The following is a 22,016-nucleotide window of genomic DNA, read 5'->3' as shown; positions in this document are numbered from 1 at the left end:
TCTACTCCACACGCGCTCGAACGGCAGCGTCTTTCGATTCGAGCAACTTACGCAGTGCCACTTCGCGCTCTTCGTTATCTGGGAGCGTTTCAACCATAAACTCAGCCACATCTGAAAATGGCTTACTCACTTTTTTAAGGTGAGGTGGTAAGTGCTCATAACGGAAATACTTGATGATGTTTGGCTTGCTCACTATGCGATCCCCAATATTTGTTTCTTAATATCTTCTGCGGTCTTGGCCGTGATACCAGCTTGCTTCACAATCTTCTCCGCTTGTTCGGCAGCTTCTTGTGCAAAGGCTTCACGAATTTCTTTTTCCACTTTTAGGCTCATCATTGATGCCTGCTCGATACGCTGTACAACCAACGCTAGCTGATTCAGTGCTTTTGGCGGAATAATCTCATCGTCTTTGTCTGCGTTTTCCATGAGCTTAACTGAAGTTTCTACCGCCATCGTTCGGACGAATTCTTGCAATAGCCGACCAACGTCTGATGTTGGTGCTTCCCCTAATTTAGATACCCACACTTCTGCTACTTCACGAGACTGGCGGAGACGCGCACCAATGTCTTCCATTCTTCTTGCATAGCGATTTAACGATGTGTAGCTTGGTTTAGCATTCTCAGGCAACCCGGCTTCATCAATTAATTCATGAATAGCCGCAAGAGCATCTGTCTGTGACATCGACCCGCCACGAAGCCAGATATTAAGAGACTGGCGAATATCTTCAGGAAGCAAATCAATCTTAGATAAGGTGCGTTTACGTCTAACCATACCGCTCTCCTTAACGTGCGCGTGGGCGCTTGACGCCAGGAACAATAGATTGACCCGTGGCAACATCTTCACCGCGAGCGGTTAAAGTGGCAATCAAGCAATCAGAGACATTACGTAATGTAATGAGTCTTTGCTCTTCTAACCAATGGAGATGTGTACGAACCTGGTCACGACTCACTTTATGACCATAGGTATCTAGGATGGAATCCAGAATAGATTCATTGGCATCGTATCCCGTCATCTCAAATAAAGAACGCAGAATGAGAAGGCGTTGGTCTTCTTCTAATAAGTCTTTAAAGGCCATATAAATTCCTATTTATCGTCATTTAAACGTTGTTCTAAAAGCAGTTGAGAAAGGTGATTGATGGGCTTAAGTTCAGCTCTAAGCTCCTTCAGCTCACCTCGCATTTCCGACAGTTCCAGACGAAGGCGATTCACTTCTTCATCCGTAGGTAGCTGGTCAATTTTCGCTTGTAGTTCATCCACGTCGCGCCTCACTTTTTCAAGGTCTTCTTTTCGGGCGAACGTTTTTGTCAACAGCATGTTGGCAATCTGCGATAACGTCAGCACCGCTGCCCAAATCAAAGCCCAGTATTCCTTAAGCCACTCCATACACTGGCTCCCTTAGTGATTGACAACTGACGCAGCGAACCGCATTGGGTATCGCTTTCATTCTTTGTGGTGGAATTTCTCCACCACAGCTCAGACAATATCGATTTCCATGCTCATCTTCGTCTGGCTGCTCTGTTTGGCGGCTTCGATGATGAGCGATCGCTTTTTCTCTGAAAGTGGTTTCAAGCTCTTGGGCTTTATCAAACTGGTCTGTCATTTACGCTTTACCGCCTTAAGTGCATCACTGACCATAGAGCCCGTGCCTGGTGTCATTCCACGCTTATCTGCGCTTCGCCAGCCAAGATAGGTGAGGAACGGGGCCATTAATCCAGCCGCAATTTCCCAGTTCGCACCTGTACCTTTACTAAACGCCTCTAAGACTTCGAACAGAAAGATGTAAGCAATCGCAGCATAAAGGCTGAGGCGGCAACCCCAAGGTCGAGTGTGACGAACGTATTCATCTTCAGCACTGTCACCAGCGCGGATAGTGGTTTGAGTCTCATGGTGCTCGGCTTGCTTATCATCAAGCTCTAACTCCATACGACGGGTCTTTTGTTTTTCCAGCTCGACTTTAATCTTCTCAAGCTCCACTAAGGACTCTGGCGGCAGGGCTTGTAATTGACGAGTCACTGCCATCTCTTTTTGTTCCTTCGTGGCACCAAACATGGCATCGGCTTTTTCAACCGCATCGGCTACCTTGTCGGCGGTTTCACTTCCACCAAACATCGATGAGATACCACGGATAGCCGCAGGGCCATATTCCATTGCGAGCGAGGCTACCCCCGCGATGAGTGAAAGTGACATTCTCTAAAGCTCCTAATTTTTGAGACCAAGTCATTGCCTTCCGGCGTTTTGGCTAAACCAAGGTGACGGTTGATTTCATTTTGAGAAACACGACTCCACGCCTTTTCGAAATAACTTTGCATGGTGGCATCGTGGCTAAATAGTGGGGGAACACTTGAGACAGGAACGTCATGTTTGAACGCTTGCATTTCAGCATCGAGGCGCATCTTGCGCCCCTGTTGTTTTGAGTATTCCCAATTGCGGCCCATGGTTACGCTCGACGAATAACAAGCTTGGCTTTTTCACCACCAAGGTGAGCCATAAAATAATCGAAGGCCGTGCCTGAATTGATAACCGCCCATTCATTATTCACCACACCAAAGTCCATGCCTGGTGCAATACATCCTTCAAGTTGAGATGCTCGGTTTGCAGCATGGATAAGAATGTGAGTGCGTTGCGAAGGGCCGTATCGAGTCACGCCAAGAGTTGGTGCTTCCAAGGCGTAGCACTTGCCGAACTTCGGACTGTTATGAGGCAATAGGTCGTAAGTGCCTTCTGGGATACAAGAAATGCCCGCTTGGTTGTTTTTCCAAGGGCGCTCGATAGTTTTAAGAATGGCATTTCCGTTCTCATCACACAGATAAGAAAAGACGCCATGAGGAAAGTAGTTACGATGTAATGTGAGGGTTTTCATAGCACAACCAGTTAACAGTGACATTAAGCTGATTGTGCTTTTTATTTAGGCGATAGATGAATTAATGTGAATTATTAAACTCGTACTTGGTAACACCACGTACGGTACAACTGCAATCTATGTCTTTCCCTACAGGGTAGTTCGACCAAAAGTCATCGCTAACTTCATACAGTTTTCCAAAAAAGCTGGAGTGTATAGGGCACTCAATTATTGTTGGGCCTTGTTCAATTTTTAGATAAGGTAATGCAGATTTTGTATTGGTGGCATCCCTGAACTGGCGGTTGATATGAGCCAGACAAATAATCTTCCCAACAATGAAATTTAATTGCTCTTTAAGGTAAGGAAATCGTTCACCGCGAGCAATTAAGGCATCTTGTGCAGATTGAGATGTCCATGTATTAGGAAGTAATGCTTCCAACTTTTTCACTGCGACTCTTTTGTTGTTGATGTTATCCCAAATAATCGATTCCATTTTCTGCCTTAAATCGGAGGGGATGTCAAAGATAGAAGCGAAGTGAGAAAATGAGTACTGTAGATCTTTTTTATTAGTGGCACTCATACTATTGTCCCTTTTTAAAGGCTATCCAATATAAATATGGTATTTGGATGACAGGTATTAAAGCCAATACTAACATCACCCACCAGTCGGCCTTAACTCCCTGATTTTTTGCTATTCGGCAAATTGGAAATGCTGTTATAAATCCAACTATTATTGCTACAAGCAAGTCAAATATGGTCATTCTTTTCTCCTTAAAACAAATCTGGTTGTCTATTCTTTATTTCACGTTTGCGCATTTTAGCAACTACTCGATAGATATGCTGCATACTCTTGTCGTATTTACGTGACAGCTCTTCCACGTTATCACCTTTAAACTCATGCCAAATAGAAAGGTTCATAATCTCAGATTCAAGCTGTCGTCCACGGGGAAGGTACAATTGAACACCACCGAACTCCTTACAGATTCGATTTAACAGAATAACGGCAAGCTTAGGGTCTGCCTTACTTTTCACCAGTTCATCTTTGAACATGGCGTAAATCTGGCGCATAGCTTCAGGCCAACGTTGCGCTTCTTCGTTATCTGCCAGCTTCTCAACTTCCTCAAGGCTGACATTGGCATAGCCAAATAGATCGCCGTTCTCTTCAGTATTCATCACTGTGCCCTCCCGTAAATACAAAAACACCCCGCATTGCGAGGTGTTGGTAGTATATGACAAGGTTCATATCGTGGGCATGTTAAGTCGTTTTTTGGTAATTATCTTCATAAAAAATGGCTAACTTACTGTAGCCAGCTGGGCCAGTACAGTCGTCATTTGTGGGTAATCGACTACCTTTAGAAGTGATTACTTCAGCCATTAATCGGTAATGCCATTTCTTTAAAGACTCCAACACTTCAGCCGCTTGATGTGATCTAAGCCAGTTTGCTCGTTCGATACCTCGACCATTCATACGTGTAGTCATTCGACGGACGTAAGCATCAATAGCAGCATCACTTCCATTGCGCACAAATCCTTGTTTATGCATGGTGATCCAAATCGCTTTTATCTTTCCAACTTCTGGCGCTCTTGGTTTCCCGTTCTTAGTTGATTTATGTTTTGGTTTGAAGCCTAGCGCTTTCATGCGTTCAAGCACTTTACTCAGTTGCCACTGGCTCAAGTTCTTAGCACTGCGTTGACCTGTTTCTTGCTCCAACATATCGCGGTACACATCGTCATCCATTACAAGATCACGCTTACCGATTTGAATTAATTTGAGTAGATTAGACATACTCCCTCCTAAGCCGCTTTGCGTTTGGCATTTTTGTATTCAAGCTGACAAGCCTTGCACCATGTCTGAAGGCCATCAGGCTCTCTGGTTGCTGGCGTCCAAAAAAGGGTGTCTTGAGGCCAGTATTCCTGGCAATGAGGACAATACTTTTGAAGCCCTAAGCACTCATCCAGAATGGCTTTTCCATTTGCTAATCGACGCTGTAATAAACCAGGCTTCATTAGCGGTGTGTATTCACCAAACATAAAACCCTCCTCATGATGAAAATTGGCTGCTCATCAGTGCCTGGCAACCACACCAGACAGACAAGCAAGGGATACCCTCGCTTGTTTCGCTTGCTAATAAGCTTCTATCTTTGCCGTTTCTTGCCCATTAACTCCGTGATTAAGCGTGACGCTTTGGGCGGCTTTGTAGCCTTTAAACCTCGATTCATCAGCTATCGAACCGTTACCTTTCGCTTCACGAGCTGAGCATGGTGACAAGTCACTTATCTGATTCTTGAATGTCATCAGCTCAGTCCGTTCTTTTTCTGATAAAGCAAATGATTCGATTTTTTGATGAACACCAATACACCATCCTTCACAAAATTGATCGGCTCTTTTGGTTTTGTTTTGCTTTTTCATTCGGCGGCTTAAGCTATCGATAAACTCTTTGCGAGCCCTACTTAACTGACGTTCAAGAACTGTGAATACATATCCCGCAATTTTCGGGCGCTCATCGTGACCAATAAACACCACTTCCATATGTGTGAACGTAGGTTGAAAGTAACATTCACAACCAAATGCTTTTGAAATTGAATGAACTAAGACACCTAGATATTTGGTAGGGGTTTTCGCTTTTGATAGTACATCCACCGTATGGTCATTGACTCCAGCTAGTGCGGGGTTATCACTTTCAATGCCATGCTCCAACATGAGCTTTTGAGCGCGAGATAACGCTATTGCAGCCTCGTTAGCATTGTTCGATTTAGCTAACCGCAATAACTTTTTGATTTTATCCAATACCTTATTTTTCATTAGTCCCATTCCTTCTCATTACTCGAAATAGATTCAATTCTTTTAGCCCTGGGGAGTGGCGTATTTCGCCAATCCCCACAATGTTTATCTGCCCATGTTTCTGCTTCTTGTTGGTCGCATCGACGATGGGCCATGATGTACTTGATTAGTTGGTTAGGACGCTTCACCTTTGTTTTTGAGCTCATCCATCAATCCCTCAAATTCCTCTCTCACATTTGAACCTTGACGGTTAAGTACAAATCTCAGCGCTGCGATATAACCCTCTTCAAAGCAGGCATCTGGGAACGCCGTGCCATCGCGCTCAATAAGTGCTTCTGCCATTTCGACTTCGCGCTCTAATGCTCTGAAGCTATGAGGTGTGGTAAATGATCGTTGCAGTTCGTTAAGCATTGACCACCTCCTGTTCCCAGTTTTCGATTTGACTAAGGTCATATTGGCGGCGACAAAAATCCGCTCTAGCTTGCGCCCAATGACGGTTGAGTTTGCTCACCGCAGAATAGGCAGCGCTTTCCCAAAGTTGCTCCGCATAAGTAAATGCCCCTGTTCTCTCTGCATGGGCAGCTTTGGTCGCAGCATCCATATAGAAATTCGATTCAAACATAGTGATGCTCTCCATTCCGTTTGTCGTAAACGGTCACGATGTGGTTGTTTCTAAGAAGGAAGTAGGCATGCTCACATTCAAGAATTCGTTTTGGTTGCCAGCCAGCTTCCTGTTTCATGATCCGACGCAGTTGGTTTTTGGTAGGGCGGCGAGCCTTAAGCACCGCCCCAATCAAATCCCACTCGTTGCGTCCAACCCTTTGTCGCCAGCGTTCAATCGCATGACGGGTGACAGTGATGTGTCCATAACGAGTCGGTACTTCCATAGTTACCCCGTTACAGCTTCGCGATATCGAGAGCAATTTGTTTGTATTGACCATCACCATGACGTTCATAGATGCGCAGGTATGGGGTTTTACCAACCACACGTATTGAGTCCGCGATAGCGTCCATTGCTTCAAGCCAATCAGGATCATCAATATTTAATTGGCGTAACGAGAGCACCTGATTGACATCGATATGACCTTGTTTGTTGACGCGAAAAGCCAGCTCAACCAACGCCTTAATTTGGTCGCTAGAGCCTTCAGACCAGCGGGTAATGCACTCGTCAATTTTTGCTTTTGCAGCCTGAATGCGCTCATCGAAAACTCGGTGTTCACCAATCGAGCGTTGGATCTTGTATTTGCCATCAAATGACATCAGTGTGACGTTGCCTTTTGTACCGCCGTATTTCACATCAAACTCGGCAGAGCTTAGGTCTACAAAGTCCGCAACTTGAGCCATTGCTTCACCTTTGAAGGTTGCCATCGCAGCTTGCGTTGCTTTAGCAGATTCAACAATTTGCAGCACGACATCATCACGTAGCTTGTCGATGTCTTTGATTTGGCTTTCCGGTACTAAGTGGCCTTGTGCGTTAGTGCGAAAGCCTTCAGGTAGTTGGGTTTGGTTAGTCATGTTCTTTCTCTTATTGGTAAGTTGGATTTGCATATTTGTTTTCTTGTGAGTTGATAACTGTGTTGCCAACGTATTGCTGACACTCTCCAGACCACCAACGAACAAGGCATTTGTTAAAGCGAGCCACGAACATTTTGTTCAATGTGCCGTGGCGCATTTCCATCACCGCTACCGCTTTATCGATAAGCTTTTGTGACGGGTTTGTAATCTCTATAACCGGAATCGCTGGCGCGTAATTGACTCGCAAAATAAAGCAGTCAGCTAAGGTCAATCGACCTCGTGCGGTCAGAACAGCCATTTGTTTTTCATGCGGGTTCATCATTGGTTAAGTCCCTCGTCAAATCGGTATATAAGGCCAGGTGCGAGTAGGCACTCATCGGGTCTCATTTGGTCTAAGTTCACGCTGCCGTTGACGCTATGAGCAACACGATCAAATTTGAAAACAATGCCGCTTTCGTCTTTAATCCATGCGCTCGCTTTACCAAGAGTTGTTTGAACTTGCTCTGTGCTTTTTTCAATTATTCCCATAACCACCTCACTCATTGGTTTCCAGTTCAGCAAACGCTTTACGCAGCACTTGCTCATTGATGCTTTGGCCTTTAGCAAACATGGCCGCCAGTTTTAGGGTTTTGCTGAGTAGTCGAAGACCACCTGGGCGCTCACTGATTTGCACCATCAAACTGCGTTCAGCTTCACCATTGACATTCCAGGCATCGGCAATGGCGCGAACGTCTGCCAATTTGGTTTTGTGGATGCCGCGCTTCTTGGCAATGCGAGAGAACAGACGCGCAAAATCTTCGTTTCGACGTCCACCCGTCAGCTGCGTGTAGACTTTGTTGTTGCCAACCAAAACCATGCCGATTCCGGTTTCTTCTTGCAGAATGCGCAGCTCTTCCAACGTTGGATAATCAAGGTGATCGGCTTCATCGATAACGACTAAGCCTTCACTTCCCATAAGACGGTTTCGAATCACACGTGACAAAGGGCCTTTTCTACGCGGCGCATCATCCATGCCCAGTTCCATTGCAAGTTCGTAAAGGCACTCTGTCAGGCTTGAGCGGCTTGGGCTGGCTGTAATCATCCAGACATTGTTGTTATTGCGTTTGTACTCACGCAGGGTTTCAGATTTCCCCACACCGGATGCGCCAAAGATAACCACGATGGATTCAGTCACTTGGGCGTAGGTCAGGTCATCAGTAATTCGTTTCGCGGTCTGCGTCATAACAAAGCCAGGGTTAACACTCGGAGTAGCATTGCGCTGGTCTCGCATGCGCAGCCAGTTCTCTAGCTTGTCGATCATTTTTGACGGGTCAGCTTTGTATGAACCATTCAAAATCTGACTCAGGGTGGCAGGTGAAACGCTGATCTCTTTCGCTATCTGCGAAGCAGGAACCGTTTTGGATTCTGTCAACGCTTTCACTCGCATAAGAGTGTCTGTGCTTTTGGCTTCACTATTGCCAAGGGTGACGACGTTGCTTGTCATAGTTATTCTCCGTTTGTTCGATGTTTAAATTCGGTTTAAAGGCGGTTCTTCTTGCGCTGTTCCATCAAGTAGGCAACGCTCTCACTGAAGTTCTTTTCGTAGTCTTCATCGATGTCATGATCGACTTGAACTTGCTGAGCGGTATTACCGATGGATATTGGTCTAAATGGCTCAACCACTTTGGTCTCAGGGATGACTTCTTCCTCCAGCGGCTTCATCATGGCGGCAACCTCCAATGCATCCATTTCTGTTTGAGCCAGCGCTGCTGCTTTATTAGCTTTGGTAAATTGAGTGCGTTTACGTTTGTGCTCACGAGCAGCTTGCGTATCGCCAAAGCCCACTTTTTCAAGACAGTCCGCAGTACAAACTCGCACCCCGTTGAGGGTGTAAATTTCTACAGAGTCATGCAGCTTGAGAGGGTCGAATCGAGCCACGAGCTTTTGACCGATGTAATTCATCATCGAGTCGTGGTAGTAACGGTTCTTGCGTCCTTTTAAACTTCCACCTGCATCCAGTGAAATCGTCCCATGGCGAGAAACACGCACTGCTTCAGCTTGCAACATCATCATCTGAAGCTGTTCAGAACTCGCTTTACGAATAGGGGCTGATTCATAGCTGGCATTAAATGCCTGGTTAAAGCTCATAAACCCTTTACAGATTTCTGTATTTCGGTTTTCTTTGGCGTTATACATTTCTACGCCTTGAGCTATTGCGTTTAGAAAGTCTTCCGCATCAATCGCCTTGCTACCGTAGTTGTCAGGTTTCGCCATAGGATTCGGGCCCGTATAGGCACCTCGACAAAGAGGGTGTTTATCGATGTATTCCTCAATGCCACCCACACCAAACGCACGTTCTATAGGTTTCGCCTGACCATGACCTTTGCCCAGAATCACGCTTGACCAATGCAGCTTGATATTCAGCATTGGGATAATGCCTAGAGGATCATCTTCTTTAACCTTGAAGCGATAACGATTAGGTACGCCACCTGTCATCCACTTGTTGGCAGCTGCTCTGGTGTTATCCAGTGTGATCTCTTTAGGAATGCCGTATTTCTCGCACACATCCATCAGTGACAAGCGAATGCTGTCTGTGTTTTCACTCAGGTCACAACGCCAACCCACGATTTTTCGGCTGTATACATCTGCCCAGAACCACGTTTTAGGACGAAGAATTTCACCATTGAACCAACGAACAAAAACGTTATGTTGGTAACCATCGCCGTTAATCCATTCCAAGGCGTGAAGCCCTTCAACAGTACGCTCTTGCGGTGGGAACATTTGGTGCAGAGCATGTTCGCCTTCACGTAATAGAACTCGTTGTTGAATTGGTACTTCGTGTTCAAGACGGCGGCTTAGACTCTTCAAGCTCGGCACTTTCCAGCCGTGATGCACAGCGGCATCTTTTAGGCGTTCATAGCTGGCTGTCATGGTGGGCTGTTCTAGACTTAGGTAGTCCGACTTGAAGAACTCCCACGCATCCGGCGTGATATAAGCAAATTGTTTTGCCTTCTTGGTTTGTGCTACTTCAAAGTGCTTGGGTAGCAGAGCTGGAGCCCAATCACATTCATCAATGCCTTTCACCTTCGCGCAGCTGCGGCGAAGTGTTGAAAGTGCCACGCCATACTCTTCTGAAACAGATTCGTAAGCGTCCATTAATTTGATGCCGTTCTTGCGCAAAGCATGCACGGCTTGAACAGTGCGCAGCGCCTGTTGAGCTTTCTCTTTAGCAGCGTTGTTGGTTTTACTCCAACGAGCCCAAAGAGCCTCACGGCAGTACGTTTTGGGATTTTTTTCTGATGGAAGGTTGAATACTTGATCACCAACTTGGATTTTCCCTTCACGCTTATACAAAGCTGCTTGGGTGGCTGGTGATAAAATACTTATGTGATATTCAAAAGCTTTACTACCAGAACGCTTGCGTTTTAGTGACTCTTCTAGGCCATTTTCCTCAAAGAGTTTGTTTAGCTTGGTAAGGCAGTTTCTTTCTAGCTTAGGCATACCAACTACACCAGCTAGCTCTTTAGCAGTGAAGTACATTACGCAGCTCCTTTGCTCTTAGCATCTAGATAGCGGCTAGGCCAAATTTCTTCTGGTTCCATATTTAGAGCGTCTGCAATGAGGCGCTCACCTTTAGGCCAAGGGGCTCGGAGCGCGTTGTTTAGCGTCCCACGGTGGTATCCATGGTGTTGTGCCAATTTTGAAAGGCTCCAACCGTTAAGCTTCAGGTGCGCAACAATGAGAGCTGAAGGCATATCTGATTTAATTTCCATCCTGCGTCCTTAATTTGGTACCATGCTGTCTTTATGACATGCACTAAATGACTGTATTTAGTTCCTGATTTAAATTCTTGATCTAATATTAGTTCTTGTCAATATCTAAATTCAGATCTTTTTCTTTTTTTAGAACTGAATGTGTGGAGCTTGAACAAAGCCATATAGCAAAAGGGTTTTAAGACAAATGGACAAAAAAGGTACTGATTCTTCTATAGATCTGATTCAAGCGGATGGAAAAGGATCATTAGCAGATAGGTTCGAGATACTGATGAAAGGCCGAACTATTCGGCAAGCAGCTGAGGATTGGGGTATTGGCCCATCGACTCTGAACGCATATTTGAAGAAAGGGTCTGTGCCAAATTTAAATTTAGCACAGCATATTGCTGATATGGAGAAGGTCACCATACAGTGGCTGTCTACAGGTGATGACGAGCCAGTAATGATGGATAGTAGAGCATCTTACTTAACCTCTAGCTTGGATTCTGAATTTGCTCTCATACCTGGTTATCGAATTCAGGTATCTGCGGGACATGGCTCATTAAACCCTGATCAGCTAGAACCAACGAGACATTTGGCGTTTAGGCGTAAATGGTTGAAGTACAGAGGGTTTAACGAAAAAGACTTAGCGATCGTTTGGGCCAAGGGTGACAGCATGGAGCCAACGATACATAACAATGATACGTTGGTGGTACACCTAGGCAGAAACAAACCATCGGATGGTCATATATATATCTTCAGGAACGGTGATGAGCTATTTGTGAAGCGTTATCAAAGCATGCTAGGCACCTGGCGCTTAATTAGCGACAACAGCTTCTATAGCCCTTTAGACATACCAAAGGAAGATCAACATCAGTTTGAAGTAGTTGGTCAAGTAGTTCACATCGCTAAAGACATTGGAGATTAAAATTTAAATCTTTAAACTAGTTTTAAAGCTACGTTTCGCCATTTGCTTTAGTGCTCAATTTAACAGGGTAAAACATTACGATTCAGATTTATTGCTCATTTCATAAATTTCATCGAAACATAAAAAGGGGCCAAGCTATTCGAGCCCAACCCCTTGTCCCAACTGACTTTAACCACTTATAACCTACCTTAACACTCTATAACACAGTATTGTTCATTTCTTTAGTCTCTATACATACGTGGATATTCGTATTGCCTACGACCGAGAATATGCCTATATCACTGCCGAAGATCGTTCCGCATTTTGGACGCCGCAGCCCTACACTATCGAAGACAGCATTGGTCATTACTACCTTGGAATAAAAAAGCTCTTGGGAGAGCAATTTGATAAAGATAAAGTCTCAATTTCCCTTAGTTATGCCGCGCCAAGTTATAAACACCTCTATCACCAGTATTTAGGTATCATGCCGACCTTCAACGCAGCGAGTAATCAAATTAGGCTCCCCATTGAGTGGATCGATATGCCCATCTCTGCGAATGAATCCTTAGTCGCCAATATCGCAGCGAAGCACAGTGCGGAGATGAACCAGCAATCACGAGCCAGCACCAGTTGCGATCAGATAAGAATGCGCCTGTACGCTCTTCTCTCTTCCGGAGTACCCACCATGGAACAAATGGCTGAAGATTTAGGCTTCACCGCAAGAACCTTACGACGACGACTTCATGATGAAGGTAAAACTTACAAACAACTCGTGCTCGACGTTCGAATGCAAATGGCCAATGAGTATTTACTGAAGACTTCATTATCGTTATCCGATATTGCCAACCTCCTCGACTATCACTCGGCACCACCGTTTATTCGCGCGTTCAAAGCTTATCATCAGGTTTCGCCTTCACAATTCAAGCTAGAAACGAAAAAAGCCCAGTCCGAGGGAGACTGGGCATAAAATCAAGTGCGTCTGATTTTAAAATTATTTGCGGATAGTTTCAGCTGCGCGTTCAGCGCCAACTTTCGCTTCCCATTTCGCGTTCAACTCTTCGATAGAAGTGCCAGAGCGTTTTAGGAAGTCTTTGAAACCAACCCAGTGAGCGTCCATAACTTGGTGCTCATCAGTTGCCGTAGAGAGTGCTTTTAAGCCCCACTCATCTGGAATGTAAACTTCGTTGAAGCCAGCACGAGGACGGTTTTCTTTAATCGCTTTCACGAACATGTCGCTCTTACGTTTCACTTCTTCGATTGGGCCAAAGTGGCTTGGGTCGATGACTAGAATGTAAGAACCGCCTACTGGACATGGCGCATCTTCCATCGTGAAGAAGTCACTTGGCACTGCTGGAAGCTCAGGAGCAATCTTACCTTTCGGGTTGATGATTGCCGTCATCACTTCATTCCAGATGTTTAGAGAGTAAAGGCGTGGCGTTAGGGATGTCCACGGTGCTTTACAGTCAGCCACACGGCCGTAACCTTCGATTAGTGAGCCCCACTTACGAGCGTCAGCTGTTAGCTCACCAGTGTCTTGGTCAACAAGCGCTGCAACGTGTAGGTCGCGGTCGTTTACGATAGCGTCACAGATGTGAGAGTCGTAGCCTTCACCGATCATGATAGATGTGACTAGAGGTAGTTCTTCACCACCAACTAGAGCTGCATCGAACGGAGGGCAAGACATTGCTGGATCCATACCACCGAATGGTGCATTAAGAGGTACAGAGTTGTTTGAAGACATCGCAAACATGCCTTCTTTCATTGCCATCTGTGTGTAGTTAGAGAAGTTACCGCCGTCACAGTGGTCGTAACCAAATACGATTGAGATACCGTGCTTGCGTGCTTTCTCGATAGCCGTTTGAGCCATTAGCGTACAAACGTAGTGACCAGAAGATTTCTTACCGTTGTATACCGCCCAAGTATCGCCTTCAGACTCTAGCTCTGGCGTCGATGTAGGATCTAGGATGCCTGCTTCGTATGGAATCGTTACTGCTTCGATAACGCCAAGACCTTGGTGAAGTTTACCTTGTAGGCCACCAACCAATAGGTTGTGAGCAAGGATATCAGCGTGAGTTTGGTCAGCACCGATGTGTTTCCATGACTCAGAAACAATGAATGAAAAATACTCGTTATTAAACGTAGTAGTAGGGCTGGTCACTTTAGCCATGATCTTTTCCTCTAGTAAGTAGGGATACGTTTTATTGAACTGTAATCACTTTAGCGCATCTGAGTTATTTCATAAGTAACATACTGGATACTGTTACTCCTTCGTTACCCCATTGGATGTCCTATTCAATAATATTCAGGCATAAAAAAAGCCGCTCTATAAAGAGCGGCTTTACAAAAGCTATTTAAAAATCAGCGATTAAGCTTGACCTTTAACTTCTTTAAGACCGTTGTAAGGTGCTTTTTCACCTAGAGCTTCTTCGATACGAATTAGCTGGTTGTACTTAGCAACACGGTCAGAACGGCTCATAGAACCAGTTTTGATTTGACCTGCAGCAGTACCTACCGCTAGATCAGCGATAGTTGCATCTTCAGTTTCGCCAGAACGGTGAGAGATTACTGCTGTGTAACCTGCGTCTTTAGCCATCTTGATAGCAGCTAGAGTCTCAGTTAGAGAACCGATTTGGTTGAACTTGATAAGGATAGAGTTAGCTACGCCTTTCTCGATACCTTCAGCAAGGATCTTAGTGTTAGTAACGAATAGATCGTCACCTACTAGTTGAAGCTTGTCACCTAGTAGTTCAGTTTGGTGCTTGAAGCCATCCCAGTCAGACTCGTCTAGACCGTCTTCGATAGAAACGATTGGGAATTGGTTAGCTAGCTCAGCTAGGTAGTGGTTAAACTCTTCAGAAGAGAAAGTCTTACCTTCGCCTTTCATGTTGTAGATGCCAGCTTCTTTGTCGAAGAACTCAGATGCTGCACAGTCCATAGCTAGAGTAACGTCTTTACCTAGTTCGTAACCAGCAGCTGCAACAGCTTCTGCGATAACTTCTAGAGCTTCAGCGTTAGACTTAAGGTTAGGAGCGAAACCACCTTCGTCACCAACTGCAGTGCTGTAGCCTTTAGACTTAAGAACTTTAGCTAGGTTGTGGAATACTTCCGCACCGATACGTAGACCTTCTTTAAGAGTCTTAGCACCAACTGGTTGGATCATGAACTCTTGGATGTCAACGTTGTTGTCTGCGTGCTCACCACCGTTGATGATGTTCATCATTGGAAGAGGCATAGAGAATACGCCTGCAGTGCCGTTAAGCTCAGCGATGTGCTCAAATAGAGGCATGCCTTTAGCAGCAGCTGCTGCTTTAGCGTTTGCTAGAGAAACTGCTAGGATAGCGTTCGCGCCGAACTTAGACTTGTTTTCAGTACCGTCAAGGTCGATCATCACTTGGTCAACGTCAGCTTGAGCTTTCGCATCTTTACCAACTAGAGCTTCAGCGATTTCACCGTTAACAGCTTCAACAGCTTTAAGAACACCTTTACCTAGGAAACGTGCTTTGTCACCGTCACGTAGCTCAAGAGCTTCACGAGAACCAGTAGATGCGCCAGATGGAGCTGCCGCCATACCTACGAAACCGCCTTCTAGGTGTACTTCAGCTTCTACAGTTGGGTTACCACGTGAGTCGATGATTTCACGACCTAGAACTTTAACGATCTTAGACATTAATGTTTCCTCTCATTGAATATAAATGTCAAAATTAAGGGCAGCCGCACAACCTTCGCAACCGCCCGTATCCTTTTACTTTTCTTCAGTACCGCGCTGGAATTCGCCCGCCGCTTTCACAAAGCCTGTAAATAACGGGTGACCATCGCGAGGCGTTGAAGTGAACTCTGGGTGGAACTGCGCAGCTACAAACCATGGGTGAGCTGGGTTCTCAATCACTTCAACTAGTTTCTTGTCTGCTGACAGACCAGAAACTTTAAGACCTGCTTTTTCAATCTGTGGACGAAGTACGTTGTTCACTTCGTAACGGTGACGGTGACGTTCATGGATCTTAGCGTTGCCATATAGTTCGTACGCTTTTGTCCCTTTTTCTAGGTGACATAGCTGAGAACCAAGGCGCATTGTACCGCCAAGATCAGACGTTTCGGTACGTTCTTCAACTTTACCTTCACCATCTACCCACTCTGTGATCAAGCCTACCACAGGGTATTTAGTCTCTTTGTTAAATTCTGTTGAATGTGCACCTTCCATACCCGCAACGTTACGTGCGTATTCGATAAGTGCCACTTGCATACCTAGGCAGATACCTAGATAAGGTACTTTGTTTTCACGAGCGTATTTTGCAGCAAGGATCTTACCTTCAACACCACGGTCACCAAAGCCACCAGGTACAAGGATTGCGTCTAGACCAGCTAGAGCTTCTTCGCCTTTTGTTTCCACGTCTTGTGAATCAACGTACTTAATCTTCACACTCAGGCGGTTTTTAAGGCCTGCATGTTTTAGCGCTTCGTTTACAGACTTATAAGCATCTGGTAGTTCGATGTATTTACCTACCATACCGATAACTACTTCAGCCGTTGGGTTAGCTTCTTCGTAAATTACCTGTTCCCACTCAGAAAGATCAGCTTCTGGAGCAGAGATACCAAAGCGTGAACATACTAGGTCGTCTAGACCTTGCGCTTTAATTAGTTGAGGGATCTTGTAGATAGAATCTACGTCCTTCATTGAGATTACCGCTTTTTCTTGAACGTTACAGAAAAGCGCAATCTTCTTACGCTCGTTTGCAGGGATCATACGATCACTACGGCAAACAAGAATGTCTGGTTGGATACCGATAGACAGTAGCTCTTTTACAGAGTGCTGAGTCGGCTTGGTTTTCACTTCACCAGCTGCTGCTAGGTAAGGAACCAAGGTTAGGTGCATAAACATTGCACGCTCACGACCAAGCTCAACGGCTAGCTGACGAATGGCTTCCATAAACGGTAGTGATTCGATATCACCTACTGTACCACCAACTTCAACGATAGCGACATCGTGGCCTTCAGAGCCAGCGATCACGCGATCTTTAATAGCATTAGTAATGTGAGGGATTACCTGAATAGTTGCACCTAGGTAGTCACCACGACGCTCTTTGCGAAGAACATCAGCGTAAACACGACCAGCAGTGAAGTTGTTGCGTTTTGTCATCTTGGTACGGATGAAACGCTCGTAGTGACCAAGGTCAAGGTCAGTTTCAGCGCCATCTTCCGTGACGAACACTTCACCGTGCTGAGTTGGGCTCATTGTGCCCGGGTCAACGTTGATGTAAGGGTCAAGCTTCATCATGGTCACTTTAAGACCACGTGCTTCTAAAATTGCTGCAAGAGATGCTGCTGCAATACCTTTACCTAGAGAGGATACTACCCCGCCAGTAACAAAAATATAATTTGTCGTCATGTTTAACCTGAAGTTGGTTGAATGAGGGAAAATGGATTTCTTCTGGACGGGATGCAAATATACCAGAAGCCCTTTACCGCCACAACGTGAAACTTATCACATTCAAAATTTTTATTTTTTGCTTCAAATCAATTGTAGAAACTTACACCAATGAGAAGCGGTTCACAAATCCGAGGACTTTTCTTGTTTTTTTACGTCATTCCAAAACTGGTCAAGCTCTTGAAGGCTAAAGTCTGTAAGGGATTTACCATCTTCGCCAGCCCTTGCCTCAACACCTTTAAAGCGACGAGAAAATTTATTGTTCGCTTTTCTCAGCGCAACCTCAGGATCTTTTTTCAAATGTCGAGAAAGATTCACTACGGCAAACAATAGGTCTCCGACCTCTTCTTCCAGCTTATCTTCATCAACATCAACCTGAATCGCTTCCTGAACCACCTCTTCAACTTCTTCCTGAACCTTATCAACGACAGGTCCTAACGCATCCCAATCAAAGCCATATTTAGCGCAACGTTTCTGGATTTTATTGGCCTTTGAAAGTGCAGGTAACGATTGTGGTATTGAGTCTAGAATACTTTCTTCGTTTTTGCCTACCTCAGCCTTTTCCTTCTTTTTCTCAGCTTCCCAATTGGCATTGATAGCGGCTTCATCTGCAAATTCCACATCAGAAAAAACGTGCGGATGACGTCTAGTGAGCTTGTCATTCAATCCCTCAACAACCTCGTTGAAGTCAAATAACCCTTGCTCTTTTGCCATCTGGCTATAGAAAATCACTTGAAACAACAAATCACCCAGCTCTTCTTTTAGATTTTGCCAGTCTTGGTTATGAATAGCGTCGACCACTTCGAACGTTTCTTCGATGGTGTGCGGTACGATGGTCTCGAAGGTCTGTTTGCGATCCCATGGACAGCCATGCTGCTCATCTCGAAGCTGAGCCATAATAGTGATAAGTTGTTCGATGGGTTGAGACATAGTTAGATTCCTAAACAAAAAGGTTGGAAAACCAACCTTTTATTATTGTTCAACATGATGTGATTACGTCAGTATAACGCCCACTTGAGTCTTGCTTAACCCAAGCGCTTCACACTCATGACGTCTTTAATTTGTTCAATACGCTTAGTCACGCGTGACAGCACTTCGATATTCGTCAGCTCTAGATCAAAATCCATAATCGATAACTGACGCTTGTAATCACTGCGACTCTTCATAGTGGTCACTTTGATCTTTTCGTTAGTAAGCAGTGTGGTGATGTCTTTTAGTAATCCGCCACGTTCCATAGCTTCAACGCGAATAGTCAAAATATAAGAGCCAACAAAGCCACTGCCCCAAACGGTATCAATAATACGCTCTGGTGCGTGATGGCTGAGTTCTTCTAACTGCTCACAATCAGCTCGGTGAACCGAAATACCACGACCTTGAGTAATATAACCTTTGATTTGATCGCCCGGAATTGGCTGACAGCAGCGTGCCAAGTGCGTCATCAAGTTATCGACACCTTCCACGACAACTGCGTCTTTATGCGGTCGGCTTTGAGCTGGCGCTTTGCCTTCTGACTCTTGAAGTTTCTCAAGTGCTTGTTGATCTTCTTCTTCGGCCGTAGGCTTATTCACCAATGCATTGATGTGATTAATGATTTGGTTTATTCGTAAATCACCACTACCAATACCAACATACAGCTCATCTGGAGTGTTAACGTTAAAACGCTTCAAGGCATATTGTTCAGCGTCTTTGATCGTTGCACCGATTTTGGCTAATTCATCTTCAAGAATTTCCCGGCCAGCTTCTAAGTTCTTCTCACGACTTTGCTTTCTAAACCAAGCGTTAATTTTGGCGCGCGCACGACCTGAGTGAACAAAGCCAAGCGATGGGTTTAACCAGTCACGAGACGGGTTTGGCTCTTTAGCCGTAATGATCTCGACCTGATCACCCATAGATAGCTTATGAGTAAATGGAACAATGCGGCCTGCCACTTTGGCACCGATACAGCGGTGTCCCACTTCAGAGTGAATGTGGTAAGCAAAATCCAGTGGTGTTGCCCCCATAGGCAAATCAACCACATCGCCACGAGGCGTAAAGGCATACACACGGTCATCAAATACTTGGCTACGAAGTTCATCCAGCATTTCGCCAGAGTCTGACATCTCTTCCTGCCAATCCAGTAGCTTACGCAACCAGGTAATTTTCTCGTCGTATCCGCTGCGGCCGCCACTACCACCTTCTTTGTATTTCCAGTGTGCAGCAACACCTAGCTCCGAATCCTCATGCATTTGCTTGGTTCGGATTTGGATCTCTATCGTTTTACCTTCAGGACCAAGAATAACGGTATGAATAGACTGATAACCATTGGGCTTAGGGTTCGCCACATAGTCATCAAATTCACTAGGGAGGTGCTTGTATTTGGTGTGAACAACCCCGAGTGCCGCATAACAATCTTGCAGTCGCTCAGCGATGATGCGTACAGCGCGCACGTCAAAAAGCTCATCAAAATCGAGGCTTTTCTTCTGCATTTTTCGCCAAATACTGTAGATATGCTTAGGGCGACCACTGACTTCAGCAAGGATGTTCGACACCTTCATTTCAGCCGTCAAATCATCCACAAAGTCTTTGATATATTGCTCTCGAACAATGCGGCGCTCAGACAATTGTTTAGCAATCTGTTTATAAGTTTCGGGTTGCTGATAACGGAAAGCGTAATCTTCGATTTCCCATTTTAGCTGACCAATTCCTAAACGGTTGGCAAGAGGAGCATATATGTTGGCGCATTCTTTAGCGGCAGCTCGACGAACTTCGTCAGACTCATCTTTGACTTCACGAAGGTTACAAATACGCTCAGCCAGCTTGATGACCACACAGCGGAAATCATCCACCATCGCCAGTAACATTCTGCGGACGTTATCGACTTGACCCGACGCCTCTGAGCCTTCTAGCGTCACGTTAAGTTGACCAATAGCCGCCATCTCTTCGACGCCATCAATCAGCTTAATGGTTTCTTTGCCATAGTTTTCTTCTAGCTGCTCTCTATCGTAGATGCCACTAGAAACAACAGGGTACAACTGAGCAGCCACCAGCGTGGCTTTATCCATCGAAAGGGTAATGAGGATCTCAATCATCTCTCTGCCGCGCCACAACAACAAGGACCCCTGTTCACTGCCAGCGACAATATCTTCGCACTGACGGTAAACTTCTTTAAGCCTTTTCGAGGTGTTCTTGTCTTGCTTTAGAGAAGCAATCCATTTGTCTAGCTCGAACTGTTCGTTAGGGTTCAAATGCGCGCTTCTTACCGCAACCATTTCTTTTTTCTTCCTAGTTTTATTGGTTAACTAACCTATCCCAGTTAGCTTGTTCTCATTTTAAATCAGCTACTTCTCAAACAGCGCCATGGATTCTAGATGACTGGTGTGAGGGAACATATCCATCATACCCAATCGAACCAACTTATAGCCCTGCTCAATCAAGCTTTGAGTATCTCTGGCAAGGGTAGCAGGATTGCAAGAAACATAAAGCACTCGCGTTGCTCCTAGCGCAGAAACTTGATCTATCACGCCGCTTGCGCCTGCTCTGGCAGGGTCAAGCAGGATTTTATCAAACTGTTGTTTTGCCCATGGCATCTCAGAGAGATCTTGCTCGAGATTTGCTTGATAAAATTCAACATTCGTTAGGTGGTTAAGAGCGGCATTTTGCTGCGCCCAATCCACCATATCTTGAATACCTTCAACACCTACGACACGCTGACATAGTTTCGCCAAAGGTAAAGTGAAGTTACCCAAGCCGCAAAAGAGATCGAGTACATTGTCACTGGATTCAGGCGCTAGCCACTCCAGTGCTTGAGCGACCATTTTGCTATTTATCTCGCGGTTCACTTGAATAAAGTGTGTCGGCAGGAAGGGTAATTCAACCCCTACTTCCGAATAATAAGGCTGTTCACCCGTTATTAGTTGTAACTGCCCTGACTCTGGCATCAGGTAAAGCGTGAGTTCCTGACTGTCAGCAAAATTGACCAAGCGTTTTTGATCGTGATTAGTCAAAGCTTTGATGTGCCTAACAACAACCACAGGTCCATTATCACCCATGACCAATTCAAGGTGGCCAAGTGACTGCTGCTGTTTAAAGCCTGCGAATATGTCTCGTAATGGCGGTATTAGTGCGTTTAACTGAGCATTCAATACCGGACAGTGGTCAATCTCAACAATGTGATTGCTCTGCTTACGGCGGAACCCCATGACTAAGTTGCGCTGCTTATCGAGGTGAATACTTAAGCGAGCACGACGGCGATAACCAAGGCCTTCTCCAGTAATAGAGGGAGCTAACGGCACAGATTGGCCCGCTAACTTATTCATCAATTGTGATAAGGCTACTTGTTTGTTTTCAATCTGCTGCTGACGTTCTACATGCTGCTGATTGCAGCCGCCACACTCATGGTAATGAGGACAAAATGGCTTCACGCGTTGCTCAGAAGCTTCTAGCACTTTGATCAAGGTAGCCTTAGCAAACTTTGCTTTGCTTTCCGTTAACTGCACCAACACCTTCTCATCTGTGAGCGCACCTTCAACAAATACCGGTTTGTTATTTAAGTAACCAATACCTGCACCATGATGGTCCATGCGTTCAATGTTCACCTCTTGGTGCTTTTTTGAGAATGAAGTTTTCTTTGTTGGTTTAAAAAAACGTGCCATTACTGTACCCAGTGAGCAGAGCGTAATGCGCTGCTTCGATAAAAATTTGTTAGAGTTTCACTATTCTTTATTTGAATGATTGTCGAACAGCGCTGCTTTGATTAAGCTTACGTCATCTTGAGGATGCAATACTGGCTATTGTCCCATATCCACCCAGCAGATGTAACTCTGTTGGCAAATAATGACTTCG

The 22,016-nt window shown here is 45.2% G+C and carries 31 protein-coding genes and 1 other RNA gene; 2 read left to right on the top strand and 30 right to left on the bottom strand.

Annotated elements, in window-relative coordinates:
* Position 1: 1 nt before the first annotated feature.
* The 24 genes from HW45_RS19345 to HW45_RS19235 form a co-directional block, all read right to left on the bottom strand.
* Complete coding sequence (locus tag HW45_RS19345; RefSeq protein ID WP_051868231.1) at positions 2-193, bottom strand: hypothetical protein; 192 nt, start codon at positions 191-193, stop codon at positions 2-4.
* Complete coding sequence (locus tag HW45_RS19340) at positions 193-771, bottom strand: DUF3486 family protein (protein WP_038229028.1); 579 nt, start codon at positions 769-771, stop codon at positions 193-195. The genes HW45_RS19345 and HW45_RS19340 overlap by 1 nt, the downstream gene beginning before the upstream one ends.
* A gap of 10 nt (positions 772-781) precedes the next feature.
* Positions 782-1,075: a VpaChn25_0724 family phage protein gene (locus HW45_RS19335; RefSeq protein WP_038229026.1), complete on the bottom strand. Its 294-nt coding sequence runs from the start codon at positions 1,073-1,075 to the stop codon at positions 782-784.
* An 8-nt stretch (positions 1,076-1,083) separates the two neighbouring features.
* Entirely contained in the window at positions 1,084-1,383 is a 300-nt protein-coding gene (locus HW45_RS19330) for a DUF2730 family protein (RefSeq protein WP_038229024.1), read from the bottom strand.
* Positions 1,370-1,600, bottom strand: a complete 231-nt coding sequence (locus HW45_RS19325) for a TraR/DksA family transcriptional regulator (RefSeq protein WP_038229022.1) — start codon at positions 1,598-1,600, stop codon at positions 1,370-1,372. The genes HW45_RS19330 and HW45_RS19325 overlap by 14 nt, the downstream gene beginning before the upstream one ends.
* Positions 1,597-2,187, bottom strand: coding sequence for a hypothetical protein (locus tag HW45_RS19320; protein WP_038229021.1), 591 nt, complete (start codon positions 2,185-2,187; stop codon positions 1,597-1,599). Before HW45_RS19320 ends, HW45_RS19325 begins: the two co-directional genes overlap by 4 nt.
* Positions 2,160-2,435, bottom strand: a complete 276-nt coding sequence (locus HW45_RS29000) for a hypothetical protein (RefSeq protein WP_081875861.1) — start codon at positions 2,433-2,435, stop codon at positions 2,160-2,162. The genes HW45_RS19320 and HW45_RS29000 overlap by 28 nt, the downstream gene beginning before the upstream one ends.
* A 2-nt stretch (positions 2,436-2,437) precedes the next feature.
* Complete coding sequence (locus HW45_RS19315) at positions 2,438-2,860, bottom strand: DUF5675 family protein (RefSeq protein WP_038229636.1); 423 nt, start codon at positions 2,858-2,860, stop codon at positions 2,438-2,440.
* A 61-nt stretch (positions 2,861-2,921) separates the two neighbouring features.
* Positions 2,922-3,419, bottom strand: a complete 498-nt coding sequence (locus HW45_RS19310; RefSeq protein ID WP_038229019.1) for a hypothetical protein — start codon at positions 3,417-3,419, stop codon at positions 2,922-2,924.
* A gap of 1 nt (position 3,420) precedes the next feature.
* Positions 3,421-3,600 (bottom strand): hypothetical protein, encoded by a 180-nt coding sequence (locus HW45_RS19305; RefSeq protein WP_038229017.1) that lies wholly within the window; start codon positions 3,598-3,600, stop codon positions 3,421-3,423.
* 10 nt (positions 3,601-3,610) lie between these two features.
* Positions 3,611-4,012: a Mor transcription activator family protein gene (locus HW45_RS19300; RefSeq protein ID WP_038229016.1), complete on the bottom strand. Its 402-nt coding sequence runs from the start codon at positions 4,010-4,012 to the stop codon at positions 3,611-3,613.
* A gap of 82 nt (positions 4,013-4,094) precedes the next feature.
* Positions 4,095-4,625, bottom strand: coding sequence for a gp16 family protein (locus HW45_RS19295; protein ID WP_038229015.1), 531 nt, complete (start codon positions 4,623-4,625; stop codon positions 4,095-4,097).
* Positions 4,626-4,633: 8 nt separating this feature from the next.
* Positions 4,634-4,870, bottom strand: a complete 237-nt coding sequence (locus tag HW45_RS19290) for a hypothetical protein (RefSeq protein ID WP_038229014.1) — start codon at positions 4,868-4,870, stop codon at positions 4,634-4,636.
* Between the two features lie 20 nt (positions 4,871-4,890).
* An RNA gene (locus tag HW45_RS28995) (hammerhead ribozyme type II) lies at positions 4,891-4,962 on the bottom strand.
* Position 4,963: 1 nt separating this feature from the next.
* Complete coding sequence (locus HW45_RS19285; protein ID WP_038229012.1) at positions 4,964-5,641, bottom strand: DUF2786 domain-containing protein; 678 nt, start codon at positions 5,639-5,641, stop codon at positions 4,964-4,966.
* 153 nt (positions 5,642-5,794) lie between these two features.
* Positions 5,795-6,031, bottom strand: coding sequence for a hypothetical protein (locus tag HW45_RS19275; RefSeq protein ID WP_038229008.1), 237 nt, complete (start codon positions 6,029-6,031; stop codon positions 5,795-5,797).
* Positions 6,024-6,242: an ANR family transcriptional regulator gene (locus tag HW45_RS19270; RefSeq protein ID WP_038229006.1), complete on the bottom strand. Its 219-nt coding sequence runs from the start codon at positions 6,240-6,242 to the stop codon at positions 6,024-6,026. Before HW45_RS19270 ends, HW45_RS19275 begins: the two co-directional genes overlap by 8 nt.
* Complete coding sequence (locus tag HW45_RS19265) at positions 6,235-6,507, bottom strand: hypothetical protein (RefSeq protein ID WP_038229005.1); 273 nt, start codon at positions 6,505-6,507, stop codon at positions 6,235-6,237. Before HW45_RS19265 ends, HW45_RS19270 begins: the two co-directional genes overlap by 8 nt.
* Before the next feature lie 10 nt (positions 6,508-6,517).
* Positions 6,518-7,135, bottom strand: a complete 618-nt coding sequence (locus HW45_RS19260; RefSeq protein WP_038229003.1) for a DUF3164 family protein — start codon at positions 7,133-7,135, stop codon at positions 6,518-6,520.
* Positions 7,136-7,145: 10 nt separating this feature from the next.
* The gene (locus HW45_RS19255; protein ID WP_081875860.1) at positions 7,146-7,457 is read right to left on the bottom strand and encodes a hypothetical protein; all 312 of its coding nucleotides are present in this window, start codon (positions 7,455-7,457) and stop codon (positions 7,146-7,148) included.
* The gene (locus HW45_RS19250) at positions 7,454-7,663 is read right to left on the bottom strand and encodes a hypothetical protein (RefSeq protein ID WP_152559694.1); all 210 of its coding nucleotides are present in this window, start codon (positions 7,661-7,663) and stop codon (positions 7,454-7,456) included. Before HW45_RS19250 ends, HW45_RS19255 begins: the two co-directional genes overlap by 4 nt.
* 7 nt (positions 7,664-7,670) lie before the next feature.
* Positions 7,671-8,618, bottom strand: coding sequence for an AAA family ATPase (locus HW45_RS19245; protein WP_038228999.1), 948 nt, complete (start codon positions 8,616-8,618; stop codon positions 7,671-7,673).
* 35 nt (positions 8,619-8,653) lie between these two features.
* Positions 8,654-10,654 carry a transposase domain-containing protein gene (locus tag HW45_RS19240; RefSeq protein WP_038228997.1) on the bottom strand — a complete coding sequence of 667 codons (2,001 nt, stop codon included), beginning with the start codon at positions 10,652-10,654 and terminating at the stop codon, positions 8,654-8,656.
* Positions 10,654-10,887, bottom strand: a complete 234-nt coding sequence (locus tag HW45_RS19235; protein ID WP_038228996.1) for a helix-turn-helix domain-containing protein — start codon at positions 10,885-10,887, stop codon at positions 10,654-10,656. Before HW45_RS19235 ends, HW45_RS19240 begins: the two co-directional genes overlap by 1 nt.
* Before the next feature lie 187 nt (positions 10,888-11,074).
* Here HW45_RS19235 and HW45_RS30025 point away from each other — a divergent pair, with 187 nt between their 5' ends.
* Both HW45_RS30025 and HW45_RS19225 read left to right on the top strand, forming a co-directional pair.
* Positions 11,075-11,794: a LexA family transcriptional regulator gene (locus HW45_RS30025; protein WP_235225507.1), complete on the top strand. Its 720-nt coding sequence runs from the start codon at positions 11,075-11,077 to the stop codon at positions 11,792-11,794.
* 238 nt (positions 11,795-12,032) lie between these two features.
* Complete coding sequence (locus HW45_RS19225) at positions 12,033-12,740, top strand: helix-turn-helix transcriptional regulator (protein WP_038228994.1); 708 nt, start codon at positions 12,033-12,035, stop codon at positions 12,738-12,740.
* Between the two features lie 24 nt (positions 12,741-12,764).
* Here HW45_RS19225 and HW45_RS19220 read toward each other — a convergent pair whose 3' ends face one another.
* The 6 genes from HW45_RS19220 to rlmD all read right to left on the bottom strand — a co-directional run bounded on the left by HW45_RS19220 (position 12,765) and on the right by rlmD (position 21,826).
* Complete coding sequence (locus HW45_RS19220; protein ID WP_051868228.1) at positions 12,765-13,940, bottom strand: Ldh family oxidoreductase; 1,176 nt, start codon at positions 13,938-13,940, stop codon at positions 12,765-12,767.
* A gap of 198 nt (positions 13,941-14,138) precedes the next feature.
* The gene (gene eno, locus HW45_RS19215; protein ID WP_038228991.1) at positions 14,139-15,440 is read right to left on the bottom strand and encodes a phosphopyruvate hydratase; all 1,302 of its coding nucleotides are present in this window, start codon (positions 15,438-15,440) and stop codon (positions 14,139-14,141) included.
* A 75-nt stretch (positions 15,441-15,515) separates the two neighbouring features.
* Positions 15,516-17,156, bottom strand: coding sequence for a CTP synthase (locus tag HW45_RS19210; protein WP_038228988.1), 1,641 nt, complete (start codon positions 17,154-17,156; stop codon positions 15,516-15,518).
* A 162-nt stretch (positions 17,157-17,318) separates the two neighbouring features.
* The gene (mazG, locus tag HW45_RS19205; protein ID WP_038228985.1) at positions 17,319-18,125 is read right to left on the bottom strand and encodes a nucleoside triphosphate pyrophosphohydrolase; all 807 of its coding nucleotides are present in this window, start codon (positions 18,123-18,125) and stop codon (positions 17,319-17,321) included.
* 95 nt (positions 18,126-18,220) lie between these two features.
* Positions 18,221-20,443 carry a GTP diphosphokinase gene (gene relA / locus HW45_RS19200; RefSeq protein WP_038228982.1) on the bottom strand — a complete coding sequence of 741 codons (2,223 nt, stop codon included), beginning with the start codon at positions 20,441-20,443 and terminating at the stop codon, positions 18,221-18,223.
* A gap of 69 nt (positions 20,444-20,512) precedes the next feature.
* Positions 20,513-21,826 carry a 23S rRNA (uracil(1939)-C(5))-methyltransferase RlmD gene (gene rlmD / locus HW45_RS19195; protein ID WP_038228979.1) on the bottom strand — a complete coding sequence of 438 codons (1,314 nt, stop codon included), beginning with the start codon at positions 21,824-21,826 and terminating at the stop codon, positions 20,513-20,515.
* Positions 21,827-22,016 lie beyond the last annotated feature (190 nt).

The sequence above is a fragment of the Vibrio sp. ER1A genome (assembly GCF_000733315.1).
GTDB classification, from domain to species: Bacteria; Pseudomonadota; Gammaproteobacteria; order Enterobacterales; family Vibrionaceae; genus Vibrio; species Vibrio mediterranei.
The sequence above is the reverse complement of the archived record's forward strand: the minus strand, read 5'-3'. Positions and strand labels throughout refer to the sequence as shown.